The sequence below is a fragment of the Dawidia soli genome, from assembly GCF_018598185.1.
GTDB lineage: Bacteria > Bacteroidota > Bacteroidia > Cytophagales > Cyclobacteriaceae > Ohtaekwangia > Ohtaekwangia soli.
In genome coordinates this window covers 17,415-42,880 of record NZ_JAHESC010000049.1, presented here as the reverse complement: position 1 = coordinate 42,880, position 25,466 = coordinate 17,415, and the positions used below count along the sequence as shown (strand labels likewise).

Sequence of the window (25,466 nt, the reverse complement as noted above, 5' to 3'; positions counted from 1 at the left end):
GGAAGGCGGTCAGGAGACCGCTGCCATACTGGGCACCGGTGACACACCGGCGCCAGCAACTGGCATCTGGCGCGAGTCTTCCGACCGCCTCCCACACCCCACACCTCTCTTACCAACCATAGTATAAGCCAAGAATGAAGCATAAAAAACTCACCAGCCTGCTGTTATCAGCCGCCCTCTTCAGCAGCTGCTCCAACGTACAGACTACCAACACCGCCGCCAACAAACCCGACGACCGTCCCAACATCATTCTCATTCTCGCGGATGACCTGGGGTATTCGGATCTGGGCTGTTATGGCGGCGAGATCCAAACGCCCAACCTCGATTACCTCGCGCAGAACGGCGTGCGCTTTACCTCGTTCTATAACACCTCGCGTTGCTGCCCCTCGCGGGCGGCGTTGCTCACCGGCATTTCCAATCACCAGGCGGGCATCGGCGAAATGACGACGGACCGGCATGAAGCCGGCTACCGCGGGTATATCACCGAGAATACCATTACACTGGCAGAGGCGCTGAAGCGCGGTGGGTATCGTACCGCGATGTCGGGCAAGTGGCATGTGTCGAACACGATCGAGCAGCCTACCAAGGAAGCGCAGAACCGCTGGCTGAACCACCAGGAGCAGCACCCGCTGTTCTCGCCGATCGGGCAGTACCCCACGAACCGCGGCTTTGAGAAATATTATGGAAACATCTTTGGCGTGGTGGATTTCTTCGATCCGTTCAGCCTGGTGCATGGTACCACGCCGGTGGAGTCCGTACCGAAGAACTATTATCACACCGATGCGCTCAATGACACCGTGGCGAGCTATATCCGGTCGTATGCCAACGGTAAAGATCCGTTCTTTATCTACCTGGCGCATACGGCCCCGCACTGGCCGTTGCACGCGCTGCCCGAAGACATTCGCAAGTACGAGAATACTTATACGGCAGGGTGGGATGCGATCCGCGAGGCGCGGTATAAACGCATGGTGGACCTGGGCCTGATCGATCCGAAGACGGCGCCGCTGTCGCCGCGCATGAGTAAGGATAAACAGTCGTGGGAAACGAACCCCCATAAGAAATGGGACGCGCATGCCATGGCCGTGCACGCGGCGATGGTGGATCGCATGGACCAGGGCATCGGCCGCATCCTCACGGCGCTGCGCGAAACGAACCAGTTGGATAATACCATCATTATGTTCCTGAGTGACAACGGGGCGAGCCCGGAGATCTGCGAGCGGTATGGTCCGGGGTTTGACCGCCCGGGACAGACGCGTGCGGGCGAGACCATTGTCTATCCGCTGCAGAAGGAAGTATTGCCGGGGCCGGAGACGACCTTTGCTTCGATCGGTCCGGTATGGGCCAACGTGGCGAATACGCCGTATCAATATGCCAAGGCCGAGTCCTACGAAGGGGGGATCCGCACGCCGATGATCGCGTTCTGGCCGAAGGGGATTGCCGCGACGCAAAAAGGTAAATTCAACAAGACGGTGGCGCACCTCACGGACTTTATGCCGACATTTTTACAGCTGGCAAAAGCGGAGTACCCGGCGCAGTACGACAACCGTACGATCACGCCGATGCAAGGCACCAGCTTACTGGCTGCGCTGACGCAGGGTACCGAGAAGACCGACCGCACGTTGTATAACGAGCACTTCAACGCGCGTTACGTGCGCAGCGGTGAATGGAAGCTGGTGTCGACGGCGCGTGACACGACCTGGCATTTGTATAAGATCAAGGAAGATCAGACGGAGTTGCACGACCTGGCGGCGCAACAGCCGGCCAAGGTGCAGGAACTTGCTGCCCAGTGGCAACAGTGGGCGCGAACACATCAAGTATATCCAAAGCCTAAGTAGGTAGCAGAGACTTGATAGGTAAGGGGAAGGTGGATGTGACGAACGTCCACCTTTTTTTATACAGTGTGTGTCGCAGCGCGCAGCGTCAGCCCGGTACGCGACAGGATGCGGTCGAGCAGGTGTTTTTCGTCCACATCCAGGCGGGTATAGTTGGCTTCGAGGAATGCGTGGTATTTGTCGCGTGTGATGAGGTCGCCTTTGCGGTGGCACGCCAGCAGCAGGTGGATGGCGGCGGAGAGCGTGGCGTTGTTTACGTATTCAAAGTCCATCGACTGGAGCAGGCTGGGAACGCCTTCGCCGATCTTGCCTTTTTCGATCAACACCGCGCCGCGGGTGCTGCGAAAGTTTATGTCGCCGGGTACGGCTTGTATGGCTAATGCAGAGTGGATGTCGGCTTGTTCGATGTTGTCGTGTACGAGGTAGGTCCACGCGAGCAGGTTGTAGAACAGGCCGGTAAACGGCTTAAAGGCTTTCTCGTGCAGGTGCTCGCGCAGCTGGAGTGTCAGGCTCAGGCTTGCGTCGAACTGCCCGGTCTTGAGGAGGAGGAGTGCGCGCGTGAGCTGCTGGATGTGCTCGGTGGGATGCTTTTCGAGGTAGGCCTGCAGCAAGGGAAGCGCCTCGGTATATTCCCGGGCTTCTATGCGTCGGTGAATGTCGTAGAGGGCGTCGGCATCGGCGTTGAACTTTACATCCTTGCGGGCGATGAAGGGCAGCTTTAACAGATACAGGCCGTCGGTGGGAACACGGCGTCCCTGTACGTTGGTCATGAACGGTACCAGGCTCCCGACGGCCAGCAGTACGTTGCTGGTGATGATAATGGAAGAGAGGTCTACATAGAACGATGTTTCGTGCGGCCAGCGCGGTGGGCCGCCCAGGGCCAGGAATACAGCGGCCACGACCAGGTTGCCCAGCGCGCCGCCGGCCATGTAGCAGGCGTAGCGCAGCTTGAGGTGGCTGCCGGTGGTGAACGATGCCTGCGCATAACCGCCGCGGAAGTTCTTGTGTATAATGATGTCTACGCCGCGCACGTGGCGGCGGTATAATTCGTGCACTCCCATGCCCAGCACCATGCGGATGGGCTTCCCGCCGGCGAGGCGCGCAAACACCAGGTGGCCGGCTTCGTGTATGATGACGGCGAGCTTGAGCGCCAGCACGTACAGGCCGAAATATACGAGTGCATTCGGTATGACGGGATTGTCGGGAACGAGCGGGCCTGTGGCCAATCCCAGGGCCACACACGCCAGGGCGTATGGAGGAAGGAGCGTAAAGAATAATCGCGCGCTCATGCAGGTAGGGTTATGGTAAAGGTACGGCAATTGGGGGTGTTCCCGGCCGGGAAGTAAGATTGTAGTCGCTTTTGCGTGTTTTGCATATTTTTGGAGCACTAACCCCCTTATTCACCATGCATATCGGCAAGCGCTATAGTCTGAAAGAGTTTGTTCTGTGGAGTCGACGCGATATCTACAAATGCCTCATCATCGCGATCATCCCCACGGTTTTTTATTGTTATGGCTGGACCTTTATCGGCATTTCCTGGATGCCCGTGGCCATGCTGGGTACGGCTGTCGCTTTTATCGTCGGCTTTAAGAACAACGCCAGCTATAACCGGCTGTGGGAGGCGCGACAGATCTATGGCGCGATCATCAACGACAGCCGCGCGTTTGCGGTAAAGGCCCGCGACTTTGCCGGCGGAAAAAACAATGCTACCGTGCGGCTGCTGTTCAACCGCCACTTTGCCTGGCTTACGTTCTTGCGCTACCAGCTGCGCGACCCGCGGCCGTGGGAGATCATGGACGAAGTGCGTTATAAAGAATACATGGCCGGGGCGTATGCTATTCCGGAACGCAACGAGCCGTTGGAGGCGGCGGTGCAAGAATTTTTGAGTCCGGAAGAGCTGCGGTATTTGCTGGGCAAGAAGAACCGCGCGTCGCAGACGCTCGCGTTGCAGTCGGAGACGATCGCCGCCCTGCATCAACAGGGCGTGCTCAATGATTTTCAGCAGCTGCAATTGCAAGCCAGCATCACGGCGTTATACGAACAGCAGGGCAATGCCGAGCGGATCAAGAACTTTCCCTACCCGCGCAACTTCTCGTCCATCACTACCTACCTGCTGCATCTGTTTGTGATCCTGCTGCCGTTCGGGTTGCTGAAGGAGTTCACGCACCTGGGCGACGGCACGTTGCTGGAGGGCTATACCATCCATTTTATCATTCCCTTCACTACGATCGTGGGGTGGGCGTTCGTGACGCTGGATGCTGTCGGCGATAGCTCCATCAATCCGTTTGAAGGCAGCCCCAACGATGTGCCGATCACCCAGATCAGTAAGATGATCGAAACAGACCTGAAGGAAATGCTCGACGATGCACAGCTGCCGGCGCCCGTGGCACCGGTGCATAATATTGTGCTGTAGCGTTTTGAGCAGCACCGTTACACTAAAAAGGCACTGATTATCAGTGCCTTTTTTTATTTAAGATCTCGCGGCAGATGCCTTTTGAAATAAATTTTACGAAAGGGAGGGGTAATAATTGAAAACCGCGCTTTTGCTGGTGTTACAACGATTGAACGCTAGCTAACATGAACTACTCCGATTTTTCTTCTGACGACTTTATAAAGGATGAATATTTCCAGCAATGGGTGTTTTCGCCGGATGAGTCCACTGGTAGATTTTGGGAGGATTTCATGCGGCAGTATCCTTACAAGCAAGCCGAGGTGCAGGAAGCACGGCAGTTCTTGCTGTTGTTTCATTTTCGCGAAAGCGATGTTTTTCAATCGCGCATCTCCAGCCTGAAGAAGAGGATCGATGCCGAGATCGACCAAACGGAGGGGCATCCCGTACAGGATCCGCCCCTTGCGGGAAGCTTGGATCTTCCACCCTCGGATGACGCGCGTAAGCGCGGATCGCGGATGTATTGGTATGCGGCCGCGGCGGTGGCGCTGGTGCTGCTCACGACGGCACTCTACTTTTTTAATCCGACGGTCAACCAGGTCACGGCCCGGGGCGATCGCACGTTCATTATCCTGGAAGACGAAACAAAAGTATGGCTGAATGCCGAGAGCCGGTTAACCTATCCCCGGAGCTTCAAAGGCAAAGCGACACGCGAGATCGAGCTGGAAGGCGAAGCCTATTTCGACGTTACCGAGAATAAACAAAAGCCTTTTATCGTTCACACCTCCGACATCCGCATCAAGGTGCTGGGCACATCGTTCAACGTCAGGTCGTATGGAAAAGACAGGACGATCGAGACCACGCTCATCGAGGGTAAGGTAACGATAGAATCTTCCCTCGATTCCACTAAGCTTACCCTGCTGCCGAACCAGCAAGCGGTATTTGAAAAAGAGACTAAAAAGATCTTCCTGGAAGATAAGGACGAGGCGGTCGGTTTCACATCGTGGCGGGACGGTCAGCTATTGTTCGACGACCGACCGTTGTCCGACATCGTGAACGAGTTGGAGCGGTGGTTCAATGTCACCATCGAGGTGGAAGATCGCGCATCGTTACACTGTCACTTTTCTGCCAAGGTAGACAACAAGACGTTGGAAGAAGTGCTGGAGCTGTTTAAGGACGCGGAGGGCATCGATTACAGGATCGACGGCGCGAAGGTTCTTATACTCGGAAAACTCTGTGACTGATACGAAAAATACTAACCCCAAACCCCTATAGGATGCGATAACGACATAGAATGATATACCTATAAAAAAAGAATCGGAAGGTGTTCGAGCACCCTCCGACCTTACGTGAGGCGCCACCAGGTGGTGCCTCGCCAGATTAATAAAATGGACTCTTACTAATCAACTTTCGAAGTTATGAAAAAAACTTTACGGAACGAAAGTCCCGATCCCTATTGGCAATACCCAGGCACTCAAGTAATTACAGGTATGGTGGCGTTTCTCATGGCGTATCTCAGCGTTTTCCAGCTACAGGCCGATACTGTGCATAAAAGCGAACGTATTACGGTATCCTTTGAACAGACTACGCTAAAAGATGCTATCACATTGCTCGAGGATAAAACACCTTATCGTTTTTTCTACAACCACCGGTTGATCGACGATTCAAAAAAAGTTACCGCCAGGCTTGTAAATGTTCCCATCCGGACCGCGGTCTCTGCGTTACTGAAGGGTGTTGAAGTAGATTTTAAGATCAAAGGAGATCAGATCATTCTCAAGAAAAAGCGAGCGGAGCTGACATTGCATACATCGACTGCCAGCCTCGCGCTTGTGGCAGCGGGAGAAGCCGTGGCGTCTGCGAGCGACGAGGCGACGGATGATTTTGTGAAGTATGAATTGACCGTGTCGGGCAAAGTGGTAGCCGAGAATAGCGACCCGCTTCCCGGTGTCAGTGTCCTGGTAAAGGGCACCACCGTGGGCACGGTAACGGACCAGGATGGCCGCTACACGTTGCGGATCCCTGAAGAATTTGCATCCAACGGAGTTCTGGTCTTTACCTTTATCGGGTATGCGCGCCAGGAGGTGACGGTGAACAATCAAACGGTGATCGACCTGACCATGACGCCGGATGTTTCGTCGCTGGAAGAGATCCTGGTAATCGGTTACGGTACGCAGAAGCGGGAGACTGTGACCGGCTCGGTGTCGGCTGTTACCAGTAAAGACCTGGAGAGCGTACACTCGGTCACGACCAGCTCTATGCTGGCGGGTAAACTTCCCGGGTTGTCGTTCCGGCAAGCCGACGGTCGTCCCGGATCGAGCGCTTCCATTCAGATCCGCAACATGGGCAGTCCGTTGTTTGTCATCGACGGCATTCAAAAAGATGAAGGACAATTCAATAATATTTCGCCCAACGATATCGAGAGCATTTCGATCCTGAAAGATGCCTCCGCGTCGGTATACGGGTCGCGTGCCGCCAACGGTGTGGTGATCGTTACCACCAAGAAAGGAAAAACGGGCACCGGCAATACGTTCAGCCTCGATGCGTACACCGGCTGGCAGAACTGGACGCGCTTTCCCAAGACGGTCAACGCGGGCGAGTGGTATACGGCCAAAGTGGAAGCCGACGTAAACGACGGGAAGCCCGCCAGCGACATCATGCCCATCGAGGAATTGGCCAAGTGGCAGGCCGGCACGGAGAAAGGCTACCGCAGCTTCGACTGGTATAAATTTATTATCAAGGGCGATGCCCCGCAGTCTTCGGTTACCCTCAGCGCCACGGGTGGCTCGGAGAAGATCAATTATTACTTTTCACTCGGTCGCGTACAACAATCTTCCGTACTGGGCCGGGAGTATACATTCGAGCGTACCAACATTCAAACCAATATCGGCGCCCAGGTAACGAACCGGTTTAAGATCAGCACACAGATCAACGGGCGGATCGAGACTCGCGATCAGCCGGGTATACCCGGTGGCGACGATTATTGGCTGCCGCGTTTTGCCTTGTTCCGGAACCGGCCGTTCGAACGTCCCTTTGCCAACGATAACCCCAACTATCCCAACCACATTCAGAACGACGAAACGAACTTTGCCTGGCTGAATAAAAAAGACGCCGGGTACTGGACGGAAGACTGGCGTGTATTGCAGCTCAACTTCACCGGCGAGTACGACACGCCCATCAAAGGGTTAAAGGCACGCGGGATCTATTCTTACTACCTGGCCGATCGACTCATGAACGGCCACGAATATACCTATGATACCTATACGTACGACGAACCCACCGACACCTATGTGCGGACCGGCGGGAGTACGAACCCCTGGCGCGAGCGGGGCACGCGCAAAGTCATCGAAACGGTAGTGCAGGGTCAATTGGATTATAGCCATACCTTCAACGGCCGTCATAACCTGTCCGCCACGTTTGTGGCGGAGCGCATCAACCGACGCAATTTAGAAGTATGGGTGCACGCCGTGCCCAAGACGAACGAGCTGCCGATCATATTGTTTAACGATACCGATACTTACAACGACACCGACTATGAAGAAGCGCGCATCGGTTACGTCGGCCGCCTGTCGTATGATTACCAGGGCAAGTATCTTTTTGAAGTTGCCGGCCGGCGCGATGCTTCGTGGAAGTTTGCGCCCGGCAAGCGCTGGGGCGTATTCCCTTCCGTCTCCGCGGGGTGGCGCGTCAGCGAAGAGCCGTTCTATCGAAACTTCACGGCACTGTCCAATACACTGACCGATGTAAAGATCCGGGCGTCGTACGGCCTGCTGGGGGATGACAACATCGCCATCGGTCCGTTCGATTACCTCACCGGATATCGGTATCCCGCATCCACCGCCATCCTGGACATGATCCGCACCGGTGGTCAGGTCATCAACAACACGACGATAAAAACCGCTTACGACGTGCAGGGCGACGGCAGGCCGATCACCAACATTTCGTGGTTGGAAAGCCGGATGACGGATATCGGTATCGACTATGGTATTCTGAGTGGCAAGCTGACGGGTACGTTGGATTACTTCTACCGAAAACGTACCGGCTTGTTCCAAACGAAGGAAGACGTATTAATGCCGAGCGAGCTCGGCTATAACCTGGCGCCAGAGAACTTACGGAGCGACGCCTACGTCGGCGGCGAAGCATCGCTGGCGTATTCCGGTTTTTTCCGCGGCGTGACCTTTTCCGTGGGTGGCAATATAGCCTACTCGCGCTTAAAACAATTAACCCGCTACAAGCCAGAGCTAAGCTGGGGTAACTCCTGGGATCATTACCGGAATAACGGCGCCTCGACCAACCGCTGGGCCGATCCGCTGTGGGGCCTTCATGCGGTCGGTCAGTTTCAATCCCAGGAACAGATCGCGGCATATCCGGTCGATATCGACGGGCAGGGTAATAAAACCTTGTTGCCGGGTGACCTGATCTACGAGGATATAAACGGCGATGCCGTGATCAACGGGTATGACGAGCGCCCCATCGGCTATTCGCGTACCAATAACCCTACCGTGAACTACGGGCTGTTCATCACGATGGGCTGGAAGAATTTTGATTTCCGGGCGGACTTCTCCGGTGGCGCTATGTACTCCAATGTCCGGCGTTGGGAAATGGCCGTGCCTTTCCAGAACGGTGGCAACCTGTTGCGCGAGCTATATGACGACCACTGGCACCGCGCCGATCCGTATGATCCGAACAGCGCCTGGATCCCCGGTAAATATCCCACAATGCGATATGCCAACAGCGACCACAGTAATTACCGCGTCTCTGATTTCTGGGTGACCAACGTGCGGTATCTGCGTCTGCGGACCATGGAGGTGGGGTATTCCATCCCGACCAGTCTGCTGGACAAGGTAAAACTGAAGAAAGCGCGCGTATATGTCAATACGTTCAATCTGTTCTCCATCGACAACGTAAAAAAATACGGCATGGAGCCCGAGGTGGCCGACGAGAACGGCCTGCAGTACCCGCAGCACCGGCTGGTGAATATTGGTGTTAACATTTCATTCTAATTGCATCGGACGTATGAAAAAGATATTGATAATAACGTTCATCCTGTCATTGATGGTGAGTGTGTCGTGTGACGATGAGGCTTTTCTGAGCAAGCAGCCCAACGATCTGTTGAACGACGAGCAGGTGTGGAAGAACCGCGACCTGGTGATCCTGGCACTCGGCGATCTCTACAATCGTTTCCCCGACTATCAAACGGTCGAGGAGTGGCGCGAGTTTGCCAATTTTGACGAAGCCTTTGCCAGCCGCGATTACGGCCGGCATCAAAATAACGACTGGGGTTTTGGCGATTGGGGGTATTGGGATTACAGCTATATCCGCGCGCTCAACAGTTTTATCAAACGCTGCGGCGAAGCCACCACGCTGCTGGAAGAAGACCGGCAGGCGTTTTTGGCAGAGGCGCGTGTGCTGCGTGCGGCGGTATATTTTGAAGAGGTCAAGCGCATGGGCGGCGTGCCGTTGATCCTCGAGCCGCTTACCTATGATTATTCCGGCGACCCGACCTACCTGCAATTTCCCCGGGCGAAAGAATCCGATGTATATGACTTTGTCATCCGCGAGCTGACCGATGTGCAGGATAAGCTGGTAGATCCGAATGTGGGTGGTGGCCGGATATACTCCCGCGCCACCAAGGGTCTTGTATTGGCCATGAAAGCCCGGGCCGCGTTATATGCCGCGTCTATCGCGCGCTACAACGCCACGACGCCTTCCGTCATAACGGCGGGCGGCGAAGTGGGCATTCCGGCCGGCATGGCACAGGGGTATTATGAAACGGCACTGGCCGCCGCGCAGGAGCTGATCGGCAAGGGCTGGTATTCGCTCTACCAAAAGAACAGCGATCTGCGTCAGAATTTTGCGGACCTTTTTCTGGACAAGTCGAACAACCCGGAGGTGATCTTTGTCGAGGATTTTAAATTGAAAGATAAGGCGCATGGCTTTACCACCAACAATCAACCGATCGACCAGACGGAAGAGCCGGGCGACTCCGGTTGGTTAAACCCCACGCTTAACCTCGTACAATCTTTTGAAAAGCTGGACAACACTTTCGCGCCGCTGGAGATCGGCACGCCGGGCAATTACGTCTACTACGACAATATAACCGATCTCTATGAAGACCGCGATGCCCGCCTGTGGGGTACGGTCATGCTTCCGGGCACACAGTTTAAGGGACGGGTGGTGGACATCTGGGCCGGCTATATCCTGGAAGATAACTCCATCATCACCTCCGGCGCGCTGGGAGGCCAGGCTACGTTGCCCGGGCGAAGCGCTCCGGAACAGGTTGTCGGTAAGAACGGACCGATCGACCAGGTGGAGAAGAGCGCGCAAACCGGGTACTATATCCGCAAGTTCCTGGATCCGGCCATCGGGTCGGGTCAACGCGGCATCGGCAGCGCCGTGTGGTGGGTCCGTTATCGCTATGCGGAAGTGTTGCTGAACGCCGCCGAAGCAGCGTTCGAGCTGGGGCAGCCCGACGTGGCCGCCGGGTATATGAACGAAGTCAGACGCCGCGCCGGATTTACGATCGACTTAACGCCGGGCGATATAACGTTCGACCGGATCGTACACGAACGCAAAGTAGAGCTGGCCTTTGAAGGTCATCAGCTGTGGGATATGAAACGCTGGCGCCTGGCGCATAGAGTTTGGGATGGTCAGAACGTAGGGCTGACGACCACCCCGGGCAAGGCCGATGCATCCAGCACGAAGCCGTATGGCTTGTGGCCGTATAAAGTATATGACCCGGGCAATGCCAACGACGGCAAGTGGATCTTTAAAGTGGTAGTGCCGGGCAAGGCTACCGGTGTGGACAGGTTCCGGTTGCGGAACTATTACTCCGAGATCAACAGTGACATTTTAAGTCGTAATCCTAAACTTGTTCAAAACCCGTAGTCACGATGAAAACGATAAGAAGATATATTTTACTGGCAACAACAGTGGGGATGCTCGGCGCGTGCTCGTACGATAACTACGACGCCCCGGAGTCGAAACTTGAGGGGAACCTGGTGTACCAGGGCACCCCCCTGAACCTGGACCCCCGCAACGTGTATATGGAATTGTGGGAACCCGGCTGGGCGAAGAAGAGTAAGATCGATATCCACGTCGATCAGAACGGCCGATTCTCGGCGGTGCTTTTTAATGGTAATTACAAACTGTTCATTCGCCGGAACTCCGTTCCGTTCATGGCCCCGCACAATGAGCAGACCAACTCCGATACGATCCTGGTGGAGGTGCGTGGTAATAAAAAAATGGATATCGACGTGACGCCGTATTACCTGATCAGGAATGCCTCCATCACCAATTCGGGCAAGACGGTCGATGCTACGTTTGGGATCGAAAAGATCATTACCGACGCCAATCAAAAGGATGTTGAACGGGTTACGCTGTATATCAACAAGGTTAATCTGGTAAGCGCCGATACCAAGATCGGCGAAGCGTCGCTCAACGGCGGCGATATAGCCGATCCCAATGCGATCTCGTTAACGACACAAATTCCGGAGATGACGCCGGCCCAGCCGTACGTATACGCGCGCGTGGGCGTTAAGCTGGCCGGCGTGGATTATTTGATCTATTCACCGATCCAAAAAATAGATTTTTAATTATGATGAAGCCAACGTTAGTATTGTGTTTACTTTTGTCTCTGTGCCTGGGCGGTCGCGTCCAGGCACAGCTCACGTGGCCGGCCGGGCAGTTGTTACCGTCTTTTCCCGCCACGGCGCCGACGCAGGATCTGATCTTTCTGCAAACCAACCCCGCGGAGGAGCGTTACCTCTTCACTTCCTTAAAAGGCATCGTAAACCTCACGCAGCCGAGGATCTTTGCCTATGACGGCGATGCCTTTGCCGAGGGGCCGCATACGTGGTTGCAATCGTTGGGATTGAATTGGGTGGAATATGCGGACCCGTGGGAGCTGATCACGAAGTATCGCACGGAGATCTCCGGTCTGATCGTATATGATCCGGCGCAGATCCATACGGTAAACCTGGCCACCATGCTGGCCCGGGATCAGAAAGCGCTCATCGCCTCGCCGTCGTTGCTGGACCGGTTGACTTCGGCGCCGTACAACCTGCCGGTGCTGCAGGACCTGCGCGGTCTGTTTACAAGCAAGGTAGATGTATATCAAACCCTGCTCGACGACTACTGGCCCTCGCTCGACCACCGGGTGTTGATCGGATTAAATCCGGAAGTACACCAAGGTTCGCTGCGCGAGTATGCAGCGGCGCTGGGGGCGGCAGTGATATGGCTCAACCCCGATGTGGCTGAAGAGAGCGTGCTGCTCAACAGCTTTCTTTCTTCCATGGACCCGGGCGCGTGCTATATGGGCTGGTGGCCCGAAGAGGGTCCGGGCGTAGCGCGGGCATCGCTCTACGGCATTTCAACGGTAGCGAGCGATTTCTCCACCAACCTGACGGTGCACAGTGGCATGCCCCGCACCATCCAGGTAAAACCCATCCCGCCGAAACCCCGGCTTCAGAATAAAATTTATGTGGCGTTCATTCTCAGCGATGGCGACAACCTGCAGTATGTGGAACATTTGATGCGGAAGCTGTGGAATAACCCGGATCGCGGCGCCGTTCCCATCGGGTGGACGTTGTCGCCCGCCATGGTGGATGCCATGCCCGGCGCATTGAATTTCTACTATCAATCGTCTACGCCGAATGATAACCTTATTTCAGGCCCTTCCGGGTTCGGGTATACCTATCCCAACGACTGGTCTGATCAAAACCTGCTGAACCAGTTTGTGGCGAAGACCGAAGAGTATAATCAGCAAGCTGGTTTTCGTGTCATCACCGTTTGGAATGGCATCAATGGAGGCATCGACCCGTCGGTAGGAGAGACCTATGCCCGGTTTGCACCGTCGCTGCTGGGCGTGACCGCGCAAAACACCGGCGGTCCGCTGAGCATCTATCGCGACAGCCTGCCCGGCAAACCGCTCTCGTGTAACTACTGTACCGGCGAGCAAGCCATGAAAGATCACATCGTGTCGGCGTCCATCGGCTGGAACGGCGCGGAACCCCGGTTTGTGATCATCCAGGCACAACCGTGGACGGATGTGAAGCCGTCGAATTTTAAGAATGTCATGAATTCCCTCAATTCCAATTACATCGTCGTGCGGCCCGATCATCTCTTCCAGCTCCTGCGCGAATCACAAGGGCTCACGGTAGATCCGCAGGGCGATGCGGTGGCAACGGTGTATACCGACTGCGCCTATGCAGGCAGTGAAGCGGCGTTGCCGGTGGGGAACTATACCGCGGCGCAACTGCAGGAGAGGGGGATTGCCGACAATACAGTGTCGGCGCTGCAGCTCTCCCCTCTGTATGAAGCCGAGCTGTTTGACGGCGATAATTTTACGGGCAGCGCGATCGTCGTACAGTCCGATACAAATTGTCTTGTTCCCGCCGGTTGGGACAACCGGATCTCGTCGGTAAAGCTGCGGGGCATCGCCGGGCAAGGCGACGGCCTCGTCGGGAATTATTTTAACGGCACGAATTTCGAAACTCCGGTCGGAACGCGCATCGATCCGATCATCAACTTCAACTGGGGGGATGCATCGCCGATGCCGGGTGTGAATAAAGATCAGAACTCCATTCGCTGGACGGGCTATATCCAACCCCGCGTAAGCGGTAACTATACATTTTATATCACGAGCGACAACGGCCGCCGGCTGTGGATCAACGATCAGCTGGTGATCGACAAATGGCTCAACGACTGGGATATTACCTATACCGGTGAGATCGCGCTGGAGGCCGGCGAGAAGTATAGTGTCGAGATCGAATATTTTGAGGAGAACGGCGGCGCCAACTGCAAGCTCGAATGGTCGAGTGCCTTACAACCCCGGGAGATCGTACCGACGTCACAACTTTACTCGTGGTTGAACCCGGTTGTGGCGGGAAACGGTACCGGACTGACCGGAGAATATTTCAACGGCGTGAATTTTAATACGCCGGTCGGCACCCGGGTTGATCCGATCGTGAGCTTCTATTGGGGTGAAGGCTCACCCATGCCGGGTGTTTCCAACGATCTGTATTCCATTCGCTGGAGCGGGTATATTCAGCCGCAGTACACCGAGCGGTATACGTTCTACATCACGAGCGACAACGGCCGCCGGTTGTGGATCAACGATCAGCCGGTGATCGACCAGTGGCTCGACGATTGGGGCGTTACCTACTCGGGCGAAATAGACCTGGTGGCGGGAGAGCAATATAACATCCGGATCGAATATTTCGAAAATGGCGGCGGAGCGGATTGTCACTTCGAGTGGTCGAGTCCCTCGCAGATCCGGCAGATCGTGCCGCGGTCACAGCTTTTTCCCCTGGAAGAAGAGGTGATCACGGGCGTGGGCGGTGAAGAGAAGTCTTCGCTCCGGGTATATCCCAATCCCACCCGCGGCGCGCTGCATATAGCCGGCATCGACCGCCCGGTGGCGATACAGGTTCACAACGCCGTGGGGCAAAAGGTCATGACATCGTATGCGCGATCGATCGACACCGAACGGCTTCCCGCCGGCGTCTATAGCATCCGGTTCTTCTGGCGCGGGGCATATCACGCGTTCAGATTTATCAAACAATAACACGTTGTCGAGAGCTACCCTAGCGGTCTGATCCACCAAACGCTGATCAGCGATGGTTGGTGTTTGGTGGATGGCCGCAACGCTTTTATGAAATGATGCGTACAGACTTGCGCAATGCGTCTACGGCTTTGCCGATAAGTTTGTAGGTAGAGGTGAGGCTGATGTCGAGCACTTCGGCCAGCTGCTCGTAGCTCATTTTTTCGTAGAACTTCAGGTAGATGGCTTCGCGCTGGCGGTCGCTGAGCTCGGCAATGCCCCGGGTCAGCTGTTCCTGCTGGGCCACGGTCGTCTGCTGCTGAATGATGGTAGATTCCCTCGAAGATTCTACTTCGCGGAAATAGTCTTCTTGTAAGGCATGGTCGCCGAGTTTGCGTTGGTCGACCGCAATTCTCCGGGTGATCCTTCGCCGCAGTGATTTCAGCAGGTAGAATTTGATGTTGTCGGTGGCGCCCAGCACGGCGTGCTTTTGCCAGAGCTCGACGAACAGATCCTGGATGGCGTCTTCCACAATGCCCTGGTCCTTGGTGATCTTGCCGCCGTAGGCGTACAGCAGCTTGACATACTTTTCAAAGATATAATCCAGCGCTTTACGGTTCCCTTCGCGCAAGGCATTCCACACAACTTGCTCGCCCTCGCTTACAGTAGTCCCATGCTTGAACAGGAAGCTCTCAGCGGGTATGCCGTCTTCTTTAAGCGGTACGAGGTTCATGGGTTTAGGCCGTAATTGCTTTGTGCAAACGTTTACTAATTAAACGATTTTAATTGACAAATTTATCGTAATGATCATGTTTAATTCACATTTGCAGCACCCTGTCGAACGATCGTTGCGCGCCGTGCGGCCGTGGTTTTTTTCTGCCAGCACCGGTACCGTTGTGAACGCACATTCGCGACAGCCATCAGGAGGCGGACTACGGCTAGGGCCTGTGTCCTAAGTGGATGATGCGGGGTATTATGCTTGTGGCGTCTGTAAAATGGGGCGGTTATTGCACATCCATTGAAAAAATGATGTGTTACTTCCGGGCGCGCAGAACAAGGACGAGGATCGTGCCGACGACAAGAACGACGACAAAACCCCCGATATAAAACCCCGCCGAGAAGATATCGCCTACGATCTCGCAGCTCGTCATCAATACTACGAGAAGTGCGATGCTAAGGATGCTCAGTGTTTTCATATGGTTGCTTATTACCTCGGCATCGGTTAAAAGTTCGGGCCATACCCACCACTGTTATCTCCGCTTTCGCCATCCAAAGATCCGCATCAGCAGCAGCAGCGGACCGGCGAACAGGTCGACCTGGTACCCGATGTTGCCCAGCAGCTGCACGAACGGACTTTTAAAGGGATTGTCATTGACCAGGTATGTCCACGTGGACGATGGGCGCTTGCGCTGAAGCTCCGATACATCGAGGGTGTGCGCGTTGTCGAGCTTGTCTTCCAGGTCTGTCATCAACTGGCGGAACATCGCATCCGAGCTCTTGTGAAATTCGTGCAGCGGATTTTTTCCTGCCATGCGCTGCCAGTGAATTCCTTCGCGTAGCGCTGCTATATCGTTCATATAGTAGGACCAAAGCAGGTCGTGTTGCAGCAGTTTATACTCCCACGTGGGACTTTCGGCTGAAACAAATATATCCTGCCGCCGGTTGAACAATATCGTGCGTTGCCGTTCGGCAAAGTGCGCATACTGGTGCAGGTTGAGGCGGATCTCATATAGTTGCCCCTCGATGATCCGCTGCGCCTGGGCGATGCTTCGGGCGATGGTCGCATGGCCCGGTCCGTCCTGACGGAGGTTCCGGAGCGGCTCCGGCAATAAGCTCTTCAGACCGTACTTTACCATCAGGTCATCTTCCATGCTGATGATGAATTGTGATGACCCCGGGTCGCCTTGTCGATGCGGCCAAAGATCATTATACAGGGTGGGACGAAGAAAAATGAAAGGACGTGCGCTACATCAGCATAATAACGAACGGCTCATCCTCGTCCGCATGTTGATGGGGAATGTTAAATGCGGTGGCGATACAAATCTGCCAGAATCACCATGTTTAATTCACGATCCTACCACCAAACCTGCTGCCCGTTTTTATACGTGAAGATTCTTTCCTCTTTGCCTTCCGTATAGTTGCGCAGAAGGTACAGCCCTCCCGACGGCACGCGATCGAAAATCAATGCGTAGTCGGTTGCCACTTGCCGGCCGGCTGAACGCCAGCCTTTGTCTTTAAAATAAAACAGCTCGTAGTCGTCGCCGGGTACGATGTTGTTCCCATCATTGGTGGCGAGATAACGGATCTTGTTTATTCTTCGCGCAGCCCCTATATCGATTCCCACCCAGGCGTTGTCTATCTTACGCGCGTCGTAGAACGTCAGCACATCTCCATCCATTGCGGTCTCCCGCCCGTTGGCAGGACCACAGACTTCTGCATCTCCTATGATCTCTCCTTTTAACGGATGCAGGCTGTCGGTTGCACTGTAGAACTCTATTTCGGCAATATTGCCGTTGCTCTTGCGCGGCGCGAGATACCGCAGGTACCGGAATTTCTTTTCCGTTGAAATGTCGACAGTCTGGTAGAAGATGTCGGGCCGTGATATGGTAAACAGCGTTGTCGAATCCTTAAAGTCGGGGCGATTGGCGCCCTGGAATTTTCCCCCCGCCACGCGTACCATGCGTTCGCGTATCGTCAGTATCGGAAATTTCCGCAACAACGTCATCTGTTGTCGTTCACCGGGTGAAACGTCCAGCGTCTTCACCTCTCCTTCGTTCGTGAGTAGGAATGGAGACGCGGCCGGTACGATCTTCCCTTTCCTGTAATATGCCGGAAGGTAGACGATATCCCGTCCCATTTTTGTGAAGACTACCTTGCCATCCGTGATTTTTCCCCAATGGATCGGCACCCAGTTCCGGTTGTCGAACACACATATATAGGCATAGGTGTCCTGTTCTTCCACGTTGTCGAGTTCGATCTCTACATCCTTGCCCTCGAAATATTCATCCGATACATCGATGAATCGCGCATTCCGGAACAGCGGTGGTATGTCGGTATCACCCGCTGTTTTCGCCAGGCTTTGAGGTTGTATAGCGAACGTATTGCGATATACTTTTGCTTTTTTGTGATCGGCCTTGTGCGGCTGCCCGGGGTCAGACTCGATGCCCAGGAACATGATCTTTTTACCATTTTCAGCCAACAGCACATTCCAGCTGTGTCCCAGGCTCCGAAAGGGCCACTGCGGCGTAAAGTCGATCGCCACCGGTATGCCTGTGGCCCGCATGGTGTATAAGGCCAGGTCGGCATATTCACGGCATACGCCCACCCGTTTTTCCAGGATCGTTTTCGCACCAAAATGGGGCAGGCTTTCCAGTGCATTCGTAAACACCCACATGCCCTTCTTCAGCTCCTGGTTGATCGTCAGGCAGGCGGCCATCGCGCCGCCCCCGTTCCGGCGAACCGGGTTCAGCAATGTATCAAATTGATCATAGATCGTGTTACGATCAAACGCATAAGGATCTTCGTTCTCGATGCGGTACGGTAATATAAATTCGCAGAACTGGTCGAATGTTACATGCTTACACCAGGGCTGCTCCTGCCACGCCTTATAGGCATGGTCAATGTTATTGATCAGATATTCACCGCGTATCGTTTGCAGGTCCGGCAGGATTTTTACGTTGCCCGTCGTCGCCGGGCCATAGACATCGCGAAGCGAATCGCCCAGGGGATTGATATCCATGCCGGGCCATTTTGTGTGCAACGCTATGGCCGTATCAAAAAAATCGTGATACCGGTCCAGCGTCTCGCCCTGGTAATAATGATACCCTTCCATGTTCCCGATCAGGAAGTAGGCGGCTTTCAACTTCAGGCTGTCGGCCGCATCGTGGCTGTAATGTTCGATCACCCGTTCCAGCTCCGTACGGTGTTCGCCGGCTTGCGCCAATGCCAGCTGTACGTTTTCGGGGGTGTCGTTGCACGATAGCAGCGATGTCAGGCTCAAAATGGTCAGCGCCGATTGAATGTGCTTGGTAACGGTCATATAATGGTTGATTGAATGTAACGATAGCAGCAACGATCGTTAGTCATTGCGCAAAACTTTTGCCGGGTTTTTGTAAGACGATAGCGTGACCTGATACAGTATGGCAAGGGTTATCAACAGCACGGCACCGGCGATCACTTTCAGATAGTCTTGCCAGGCTACTGTCGTTCGGTACACGAAACCGCTCATCCATTCTTCGATGAAATACATCGCCACCGGCACCGCCGCCACGGCGCTGATAAGCGTCCAGGTCGTTATTTGTCTGATAAACGATAGCAGGATCGTGTTGCTGGAGGCTCCATACACTTTGCGGATCGCAATCTCCTTCGACCGCCGGTGCGTCGTGTACAGCGATACCCCGATCAGGCCCACCAGCGTAATGATCGTACTGGCTATACTACCCACCATCAGCAAGGTGGCATGCCCCTGGTCTTTTGCGTAAATGGCGTGGTATTTTTCCTTCAATATGGAATAGTCGAAGGCCACGTCGGGAAAAAGCGCGGCCCACTGCGTTCGCAGCTTCCGGAGTATGTCGTCCGAATCTCCATACGTCCGCACAAGCAGTTTGGATGCTCCCCAGGCCGATACTTCCCGCGGGTTCACAAGGGTAATATTCACCGGCTCGATTTGCTCGCGCAGTGATTCGAAATGAAAATCTTTCACCACGCCGATGACATTCTTAGGGGCATACTGGTCTTCCGACTCGAAGTTGTCGTTCATGCCATAGATCTTCATCGCTGTTTCGTTTAACAACATATAGCTCGTGTCGGCCAGCGTCATAAAATCCCTTCCTTTGGCGATCTCATAACCCATCGTTTTTACATAGTCCAGGTCGCCGATGATCAGGTTGAGGTCCATTTTTTTTCCGTCGGCCTCCATGCCATGCGTCGCCCGTCCCTCTAACGGAATGCCCATGCAAACAGAGGCGCCTATGACCTCCGGATTTTTTTGAAGATCTGTTTTAATGACGGTAGGATTTACCCCTGGCGGAAGGTCCAGCAAATTGATCTCGAGGATGCTTTCGGTAACGGAGCCTACGGTTTGTTTGCTGATAAAGTTCATTTGTTTCCAGATCGCCGTATTCAGCAGCATCAGCGTTATAGACGTGCAAATCTGGATCATGATGAGCCCGTTCAGGACTTTGAGATAAGCCGGCTTCAGCGTAACCGTACTTTTCAGCAGCTTGTCGTCATGAACCTGTGCAAAGAGAAAGTAGGTGATAAACCCTAATACAACGCTCATCAGCAGAACCATTCCCCCGATCATCCCCAGCAGGGCCGGGCTGAACAGGAACTGGAGGTCGAGGGCAATTCCCGTAATGTCGTTGAAGAACGACAGCGTCGAAAGTATGAGGATCAGGCTTATGACAAAGGCTATCGCACACAACAGCGCGGCCTCGATCACAAATTGCAGCATTACAATACCCCTGCCGGTTCCAAAGATGCTCAGCACGACAATTTCTTTTGACCGGAATAAAGCCCGGGCTTGCGAAAAGTTGACAAAGTTGAACGTGGTGATAAATACGATGATCAGGATCGCCAGCCCCGAGCGGCTAAGAAACGTCCGGTCCTGCGAGAGCAGTACCGACGATTCGCCATACTGTACGTCGCTGAAGTAGCAGTCTTTCAGCGATTGGAGCTGGAATACCGATGTCTGCGGCGTCGCAAATTTCCACGACAATACGCTTTCCACGTTTGCGTTCAGTTTGTCCGTCAGCGCATTGGCGTCACCGGGGCTGGTCAGCACGATATAGGTGAAGCCCGCTCCCTGCAGGGGGTTGACGGCTTCGGGCAGGACGGCCGCCGGCAGCAGCATGTCGAACTGCAGATGCGAGGTCCCCGCCACATCGGCCGCGATCGCCGTGACGGTATAGGGCTGGTCGTCTACCTGAATCGTTTGCCCCACCGCGTCCTGGGTGCCGAAGTATTTGCCGGCCGTCGCTTGCGTGAGAACGACCGCATGCGGATCCGACAGCGCCGATGCCCGGTTGCCCAGAAGTACTTCGTAATCGAATAACTTGAAAAAGTTTGTGTCGGCGTACAGAAGTCGTTTTTCCTGGAATTTGTTCTTTCCCGCTTTTATAGTATGCCATCCCTGGTACGTCACATGCGACACGAGCTTTACCTCCGGGTAATCGGTCTGAAGTTTCTCATAGAGCTCGTGGTACGTGGTGTAGCTGGTGCCGTAGGTGATCGGGTCTTTCATCAGTACCCGATAGATCGTGTCCTTCCTGGTGTGAAATCCGTCGATCGAGTTTTCATGGACGAGAAGCCCCACGATCAGGTAGCAAATGGCGATGGCAATGCTAAAGCCTGCAATGATCGTAATGGAATAAAATTTGTTTTTAACAAAGTTTCTGAGCGTCAACCTCATCAAATGAAGGAGTATATCCATGGTCCGTACGGGGGTTAAAAAGCCGGTTATAAAGATAGAAAAATACTACCTCTCCGCCGCTATACGCTCGTTTTTGAAAAAAATACGACGACGGGTAAATTGTAGTTTTGGGGAAACATTGCACACATGGCTCAAAAAGCATGCATTCCGGTCGTTGTGAGTATAAAAATTTACTCCGGAAAAGTGTGGCCGCGACAGATAATTTGGTGCATATATTTACTTTCTATATTTTAGGCATAACAAAACCAAAATCGTTATGAAAAAAGTTAGTAAACAAATTCTCGTAGCCCTCGGCATTCTCTCCCTCGCCATGGTTATCGCGTTCAATGGCAACATCAGCGCAAAAGCAACTCCAAAAGACAACAGTGTAACCCTCAGTTTGCTCGCTTCCTCTGAGGCGCTGGGCGAAAATTGCAACTGCGAATCCGGCAAAGGCGGGCAATGCTGGAGAATTACGGTAAACGGAAATCAGACCTGCGAATGTAAGACCGCGTCGTCGTCCAATACGGACTGTCCTAAGTAACGCGACATTTTGCAGAGTTGTTGTATTGTAATGGTACTTCCCGTGCCATTGCAATACACTTGAGTTAAATCACTTGTTTTATGAAAGGCATACCGCGCCCGTGTCTAAGGTGCGTGGAATGATTTTGTCCAAACCAATCGTAGCCCAATCGTAGCGCTTGCAATCGCTAACCCCTGCATGTTTATAGTGTGCAGTCCGGGTAGGCTGAAAAACTATTGTTTTAATAACTATGAAGAACGCAATAACAAAGGTGTCTTTTCTTTTAACAGTCGTCTTCGGTTTAAGCTGCTGCCAGCCGGAGAAGGACCAATCCCGTACTGCCGGCGCCGGTGGTCCGGCATTTTCAAAAACACTTGTCGAGGTAGGCATAAAATCGTTCGAGCTCGATAGCATAACCCCGTACTACACGGGCTGTTTGCAATTCTATAAAGATGCCAACGGCGATCAGTATCTGTGTTTACTGAATTCCTATACCAACACGCTCTATTTTTATGGGTACGCCGACGGTAAGGTACATCATCGGCTCGCGTTGGAAAAAGAGGCATTGGCCAAGGCCGGCAAAGTGCAGTCATTTGTGGTTAAAAGCCTGGATTCGGTATATGTTTTGGCAGATAAGGATTTTTTCCTGCTATTGCTTAACCGCGACGGTCACGTGATGAATTCCAACAACCTCAGGTTTTTTTCGGAAGGCTTGACCACAAGGCCGTTGTTTATTCATCGCGACAAGCTTTACGCCGGCGGCCATGATGTGCCGGGCATTGATCCGTTTTCGGAGCTTACCGATTTTGCCTCCGACAACCTGGTGTCTATCGTCGACCTCACAACCCAAAAGATCAGCGCTGCGCTGTCCTACCCCGAAAGCTATAAAGGCGGTGTCTGGGGCCCTTATCTTTCGCAATACTATTATACGTTCAACCCGTCGACCGAAAAGTTTATTTTCAGCTTTGCGGCCGATCATCGGCTCTATGAAACAGATTTCAGCGCGGCGCCCACGCCGCATAATGCCGCCAGTCAATTTTTTAGCGATATTCCCTCCTGGCGTGCTACCGAAACCGACGCCGATGCACGCTTGAAATATTATTTGAGCACGCCGTCGTACCAGGGCGTTATTTTCGACCCCTATCAGAATTTGTATTATCGAATCGCCCTGCAGCCCATCTCCGCCGACGACCTGGCGTCTAACGACCCCGATAAGAGTGGCGTGAAGCATGCGTCCATCATCATCCTCGATCACAATTTCACCAAGATCGGCGAGACGCTGTTGCCCCGGTTCTCCTATACCGAAACAATGTTTTTTGTCGCTCCCGACGGACTGCACCTCGCCAAGTGGGAGGCTTCCAAAGCAGATGATAGTAAGCTGGTGTTTGGCGTGTTTAAACTGATGGATGTGCAACCATGAAAAATAGCCGCAAAGCTTCTTTTTTCTGCGTCATGCTATTAGTGTGTATGTTCACGTCGTGTCAGAAGGGTGATGACCTGCCGGCAAAGTTGCGTGCTGCGATCCTGAAGATCAATGCGCGCGAGGACGTAGGCGATGTAAACAATATCTATCTGATCATCCCCACCACCGGATGTGATAAATGTATCAGCGAGGCTACCAAGTTCTTTTTTGAGGATATCAAGCGCAAGGATAGCCGCACCAGGTTCGTCTTTACCGAGATCTCGTCCATGAAGATCTTTCGCTTGCAAATGGGGTTCCCGAAAAAGATGGAGGATGACAGGATCTTGCTCGATGAAAATAATGAGATGTACCGGTCCGGCGTGCGAACGATCTATCCCTTGATCTTTATTCCCTCCGAAGACGGTGTCATTACCATCGATATGAATAATTATCAGTCGTTGCTGAAGTTAGGCATGCTGCATAAGTAGTTTCAGGTACGGCAAGAAGTAAATAGATGGTCAGCACGTCCGATAAGAAGAGCATGGCGCCGGGTGTTCTTGTCCGGTATCTCACCGTGGCTTCGTTTTGTGTGGTGATCATCGCCTCGGTGCTCGTGCTGCCCGTGCTCAAAGATGGGGCGATTACAGGGAAAAGCTACGGCTTTCTGTGGACTTCCGCGGGCATGATGGTAGTATGCTGCGTGGCATTCCTCGTCCGGCGGTCACCCGTGGTGCTCGCGCTGTCGGCAACGGATGGGTTGGTGGCGGCCTATGTTCTCTACACATTCGTCAGGTTACTATATACGCCGCAGGCGTCGTGGTATAATGTTCGGTTCCTGGAGCTCGTCTTCGCCTCCGGTATTTTCTATGTAAACAAGGTGCTGCTGCGCGACTTTCAGAAGTATCGCGCGGTACTGTTTTTTCTGCTGGCAACAGCGTTGTTTCAAGCACTGTTCGGTCTGCTCCAGCTCTATGGTTTTTTGGATCGTTACCACGCATATTTCCAGGTAACAGGCACCTTTTTTAACCCTGCGGCCTACGCCGCCTACCTGGTTTCTGTTTTTCCGCTGGCGTTGGGCACGTATTATATTTCAATGCGGTGCACAGCGCTTCGCTACCTGGCCGTCGCTGCCGGGTTGGCTATCCTAGTCGTTCTTCCTGCCACGCTCAGCCGGGCGGCGTGGATTGCACTCGTGGTGGCCGCTGCCGTGTTCCTGGCAGGTTATGCCAGGCTACGGCCCGGCCGGGTGGCGGTGTGTATTTTGGTCACTGTGATTGTATTTTTATCCGTAGCGTTGTTCCAATGGAAGCGCGATTCGTCGGTGGGAAGAATGTTCATTTGGAAAATAACGTGGCAGGTAATTCGCGATAATCCCGTTTTTGGCGTCGGGTTGGATCAGTACACACCCCACTTTGGCCACTATCAACGGGCCTATTTTCGCGACAACCCACATGCCGCTGCCGATGAGGTCATGACCGCCGGCAAGGGTGAATATGCGTTTAACGAGTTTCTTTTTATAGCGGCCGAAAAAGGTTTTTTCGGTCTGACGCTTTTTGTCGGTATCCTCGTTTCCGCCATACGCGAACATTTCAAATACTGCGATCGTGGTGATCCCGCCGCGCCCCTCCGCACCACGGCGCTGAGCGGGGTGGCCGGTCTTGTGGCGTTTTCTTTTTTCTCCTACCCGTTTTCGGTTACGCCCGTTTTTTTGAACCTGTATATTTTTATGAGTATACTCTCGTGTACAGATGACGCCCGTGCCGGTGTTTCATTTCGGTGGGCGCCGGGTGCTGTGGCCAGAGCGTTATTCGCGATGACAATGGCTACGTTGATCGTCGCGGTCACGTGGAAATTGTGCATTCAGTACCGGGCCCTGCGCGACTGGAAGACCGCTTCGTTTTTGAAAGAGTATCGAGACTACCCCCGCGCCCTGAAATTTATGCAGGCCCTCGAGCCGGCCTTGCACGGCAACGGTCAGTTTATGTTTGAGTACGGTCAGACGTTGGCGCTTCAGGGGCGTTACACCGAGGGAATAGCCGTGCTGCAGCATGCGGCAACATTGACCGCTGATCCTTATTTGTTTAACGCGCTGGGGCTTTGTTATCAGGAGACGGGACAATTTGCCAAGGCCGAGCAGTCCTATCAAAATGCCGTCTACCTCATACCGCATAAGTTCTACCCGCGATACTTGCTGGCAAAACTATACCTGGAAATGGGCGAGGAACAACGGGCCTTGACCGTCGCACGGCAGATCATGAGTATGTCCGTAAAAGTTCCCTCCCAAGCCGTCGACGAGATCAAGGCGGAGATGGCCCGGCTCATTGAAACGAACGCGCACCAACCTATAAACGAACAATAAAAGAGGGGA

Annotated in this window: 17 protein-coding genes; 11 read left to right on the top strand and 6 right to left on the bottom strand. The window is 53.8% G+C overall.

Features of this window, described 5'->3' with window-relative positions:
- Nucleotides 1-134: 134 nt before the first annotated feature.
- A complete protein-coding gene (locus KK078_RS25025; RefSeq protein ID WP_254093071.1) occupies nt 135-1,835 on the top strand; it encodes an arylsulfatase in 1,701 nt (566 codons plus the stop codon).
- A 56-nt stretch (nt 1,836-1,891) separates the two neighbouring features.
- On the opposite strand, the gene KK078_RS25020 is transcribed toward KK078_RS25025, so the two are convergent.
- Nucleotides 1,892-3,121, bottom strand: a complete 1,230-nt coding sequence (locus tag KK078_RS25020) for a site-2 protease family protein (RefSeq protein ID WP_254093070.1) — start codon at nt 3,119-3,121, stop codon at nt 1,892-1,894.
- Nucleotides 3,122-3,237: 116 nt separating this feature from the next.
- On the opposite strand from KK078_RS25020, the gene KK078_RS25015 reads away from it, so the two are divergent.
- The 6 genes from KK078_RS25015 (at nt 3,238) to KK078_RS24990 (ending at nt 14,785) form a co-directional block, all read left to right on the top strand.
- A complete protein-coding gene (locus tag KK078_RS25015) occupies nt 3,238-4,245 on the top strand; it encodes a bestrophin family protein (RefSeq protein ID WP_254093069.1) in 1,008 nt (335 codons plus the stop codon).
- A 164-nt stretch (nt 4,246-4,409) separates the two neighbouring features.
- Nucleotides 4,410-5,465, top strand: a complete 1,056-nt coding sequence (locus KK078_RS25010) for a FecR family protein (protein ID WP_254093068.1) — start codon at nt 4,410-4,412, stop codon at nt 5,463-5,465.
- A 174-nt stretch (nt 5,466-5,639) separates the two neighbouring features.
- Nucleotides 5,640-9,221 carry a TonB-dependent receptor gene (locus tag KK078_RS25005; RefSeq protein WP_254093067.1) on the top strand — a complete coding sequence of 1,194 codons (3,582 nt, stop codon included), beginning with the start codon at nt 5,640-5,642 and terminating at the stop codon, nt 9,219-9,221.
- A gap of 13 nt (nt 9,222-9,234) precedes the next feature.
- A complete protein-coding gene (locus KK078_RS25000; RefSeq protein ID WP_254093066.1) occupies nt 9,235-11,106 on the top strand; it encodes a RagB/SusD family nutrient uptake outer membrane protein in 1,872 nt (623 codons plus the stop codon).
- Between the two features lie 5 nt (nt 11,107-11,111).
- Nucleotides 11,112-11,813 carry a DUF3823 domain-containing protein gene (locus KK078_RS24995; RefSeq protein WP_254093065.1) on the top strand — a complete coding sequence of 234 codons (702 nt, stop codon included), beginning with the start codon at nt 11,112-11,114 and terminating at the stop codon, nt 11,811-11,813.
- Between the two features lie 2 nt (nt 11,814-11,815).
- Nucleotides 11,816-14,785, top strand: coding sequence for a PA14 domain-containing protein (locus KK078_RS24990; protein WP_254093064.1), 2,970 nt, complete (start codon nt 11,816-11,818; stop codon nt 14,783-14,785).
- Between the two features lie 85 nt (nt 14,786-14,870).
- Here KK078_RS24990 and KK078_RS24985 read toward each other — a convergent pair whose 3' ends face one another.
- The 5 genes from KK078_RS24985 to KK078_RS24965 all read right to left on the bottom strand — a co-directional run bounded on the left by KK078_RS24985 (nt 14,871) and on the right by KK078_RS24965 (nt 21,194).
- Nucleotides 14,871-15,494, bottom strand: a complete 624-nt coding sequence (locus KK078_RS24985; RefSeq protein WP_254093063.1) for an RNA polymerase sigma factor — start codon at nt 15,492-15,494, stop codon at nt 14,871-14,873.
- Between the two features lie 301 nt (nt 15,495-15,795).
- Nucleotides 15,796-15,957, bottom strand: a complete 162-nt coding sequence (locus KK078_RS24980) for a hypothetical protein (protein ID WP_254093062.1) — start codon at nt 15,955-15,957, stop codon at nt 15,796-15,798.
- A 54-nt stretch (nt 15,958-16,011) separates the two neighbouring features.
- Nucleotides 16,012-16,632: a hypothetical protein gene (locus KK078_RS24975; RefSeq protein WP_254093061.1), complete on the bottom strand. Its 621-nt coding sequence runs from the start codon at nt 16,630-16,632 to the stop codon at nt 16,012-16,014.
- A 203-nt stretch (nt 16,633-16,835) separates the two neighbouring features.
- Nucleotides 16,836-18,800, bottom strand: a complete 1,965-nt coding sequence (locus tag KK078_RS24970) for a transglutaminase-like domain-containing protein (RefSeq protein WP_254093060.1) — start codon at nt 18,798-18,800, stop codon at nt 16,836-16,838.
- 39 nt (nt 18,801-18,839) lie between these two features.
- On the bottom strand, nt 18,840-21,194 hold the full coding sequence (locus KK078_RS24965) for an ABC transporter permease (protein ID WP_254093059.1): 2,355 nt from the start codon (nt 21,192-21,194) through the stop codon (nt 18,840-18,842).
- Nucleotides 21,195-21,450: 256 nt separating this feature from the next.
- Here KK078_RS24965 and KK078_RS24960 point away from each other — a divergent pair, with 256 nt between their 5' ends.
- The 4 genes from KK078_RS24960 (at nt 21,451) to KK078_RS24945 (ending at nt 25,457) form a co-directional block, all read left to right on the top strand.
- Complete coding sequence (locus KK078_RS24960) at nt 21,451-21,717, top strand: hypothetical protein (protein ID WP_254093058.1); 267 nt, start codon at nt 21,451-21,453, stop codon at nt 21,715-21,717.
- Nucleotides 21,718-21,946: 229 nt separating this feature from the next.
- Nucleotides 21,947-23,116, top strand: a complete 1,170-nt coding sequence (locus KK078_RS24955; protein WP_254093057.1) for a DUF4221 family protein — start codon at nt 21,947-21,949, stop codon at nt 23,114-23,116.
- A gap of 47 nt (nt 23,117-23,163) precedes the next feature.
- Nucleotides 23,164-23,586: a hypothetical protein gene (locus KK078_RS24950; protein WP_254093056.1), complete on the top strand. Its 423-nt coding sequence runs from the start codon at nt 23,164-23,166 to the stop codon at nt 23,584-23,586.
- 26 nt (nt 23,587-23,612) lie between these two features.
- Nucleotides 23,613-25,457 carry an O-antigen ligase family protein gene (locus KK078_RS24945; RefSeq protein ID WP_254093055.1) on the top strand — a complete coding sequence of 615 codons (1,845 nt, stop codon included), beginning with the start codon at nt 23,613-23,615 and terminating at the stop codon, nt 25,455-25,457.
- The last annotated feature ends 9 nt before the right edge of the window (nt 25,458-25,466 follow it).

Excerpts from the sequence above, each read along its gene's own strand:
- KK078_RS25025 (WP_254093071.1), top strand. The coding sequence starts at position 135 with ATGAAGCATAAAAAACTCACCAGCCTGCTGTTATCAGCCGCCCTCTTC.
- KK078_RS25020 (WP_254093070.1), bottom strand. The coding sequence starts at position 3,121 with ATGAGCGCGCGATTATTCTTTACGCTCCTTCCTCCATACGCCCTGGCG.
- KK078_RS25015 (WP_254093069.1), top strand. The coding sequence starts at position 3,238 with ATGCATATCGGCAAGCGCTATAGTCTGAAAGAGTTTGTTCTGTGGAGT.
- KK078_RS25010 (WP_254093068.1), top strand. The coding sequence starts at position 4,410 with ATGAACTACTCCGATTTTTCTTCTGACGACTTTATAAAGGATGAATAT.
- KK078_RS25005 (WP_254093067.1), top strand. The coding sequence starts at position 5,640 with ATGAAAAAAACTTTACGGAACGAAAGTCCCGATCCCTATTGGCAATAC.
- KK078_RS25000 (WP_254093066.1), top strand. The coding sequence starts at position 9,235 with ATGAAAAAGATATTGATAATAACGTTCATCCTGTCATTGATGGTGAGT.
- KK078_RS24995 (WP_254093065.1), top strand. The coding sequence starts at position 11,112 with ATGAAAACGATAAGAAGATATATTTTACTGGCAACAACAGTGGGGATG.
- KK078_RS24990 (WP_254093064.1), top strand. The coding sequence starts at position 11,816 with ATGATGAAGCCAACGTTAGTATTGTGTTTACTTTTGTCTCTGTGCCTG.
- KK078_RS24985 (WP_254093063.1), bottom strand. The coding sequence starts at position 15,494 with ATGAACCTCGTACCGCTTAAAGAAGACGGCATACCCGCTGAGAGCTTC.
- KK078_RS24980 (WP_254093062.1), bottom strand. The coding sequence starts at position 15,957 with ATGAAAACACTGAGCATCCTTAGCATCGCACTTCTCGTAGTATTGATG.
- KK078_RS24975 (WP_254093061.1), bottom strand. The coding sequence starts at position 16,632 with ATGGAAGATGACCTGATGGTAAAGTACGGTCTGAAGAGCTTATTGCCG.
- KK078_RS24970 (WP_254093060.1), bottom strand. The coding sequence starts at position 18,800 with ATGACCGTTACCAAGCACATTCAATCGGCGCTGACCATTTTGAGCCTG.
- KK078_RS24965 (WP_254093059.1), bottom strand. The coding sequence starts at position 21,194 with ATGGATATACTCCTTCATTTGATGAGGTTGACGCTCAGAAACTTTGTT.
- KK078_RS24960 (WP_254093058.1), top strand. The coding sequence starts at position 21,451 with ATGAAAAAAGTTAGTAAACAAATTCTCGTAGCCCTCGGCATTCTCTCC.
- KK078_RS24955 (WP_254093057.1), top strand. The coding sequence starts at position 21,947 with ATGAAGAACGCAATAACAAAGGTGTCTTTTCTTTTAACAGTCGTCTTC.
- KK078_RS24950 (WP_254093056.1), top strand. The coding sequence starts at position 23,164 with ATGTTCACGTCGTGTCAGAAGGGTGATGACCTGCCGGCAAAGTTGCGT.
- KK078_RS24945 (WP_254093055.1), top strand. The coding sequence starts at position 23,613 with ATGGTCAGCACGTCCGATAAGAAGAGCATGGCGCCGGGTGTTCTTGTC.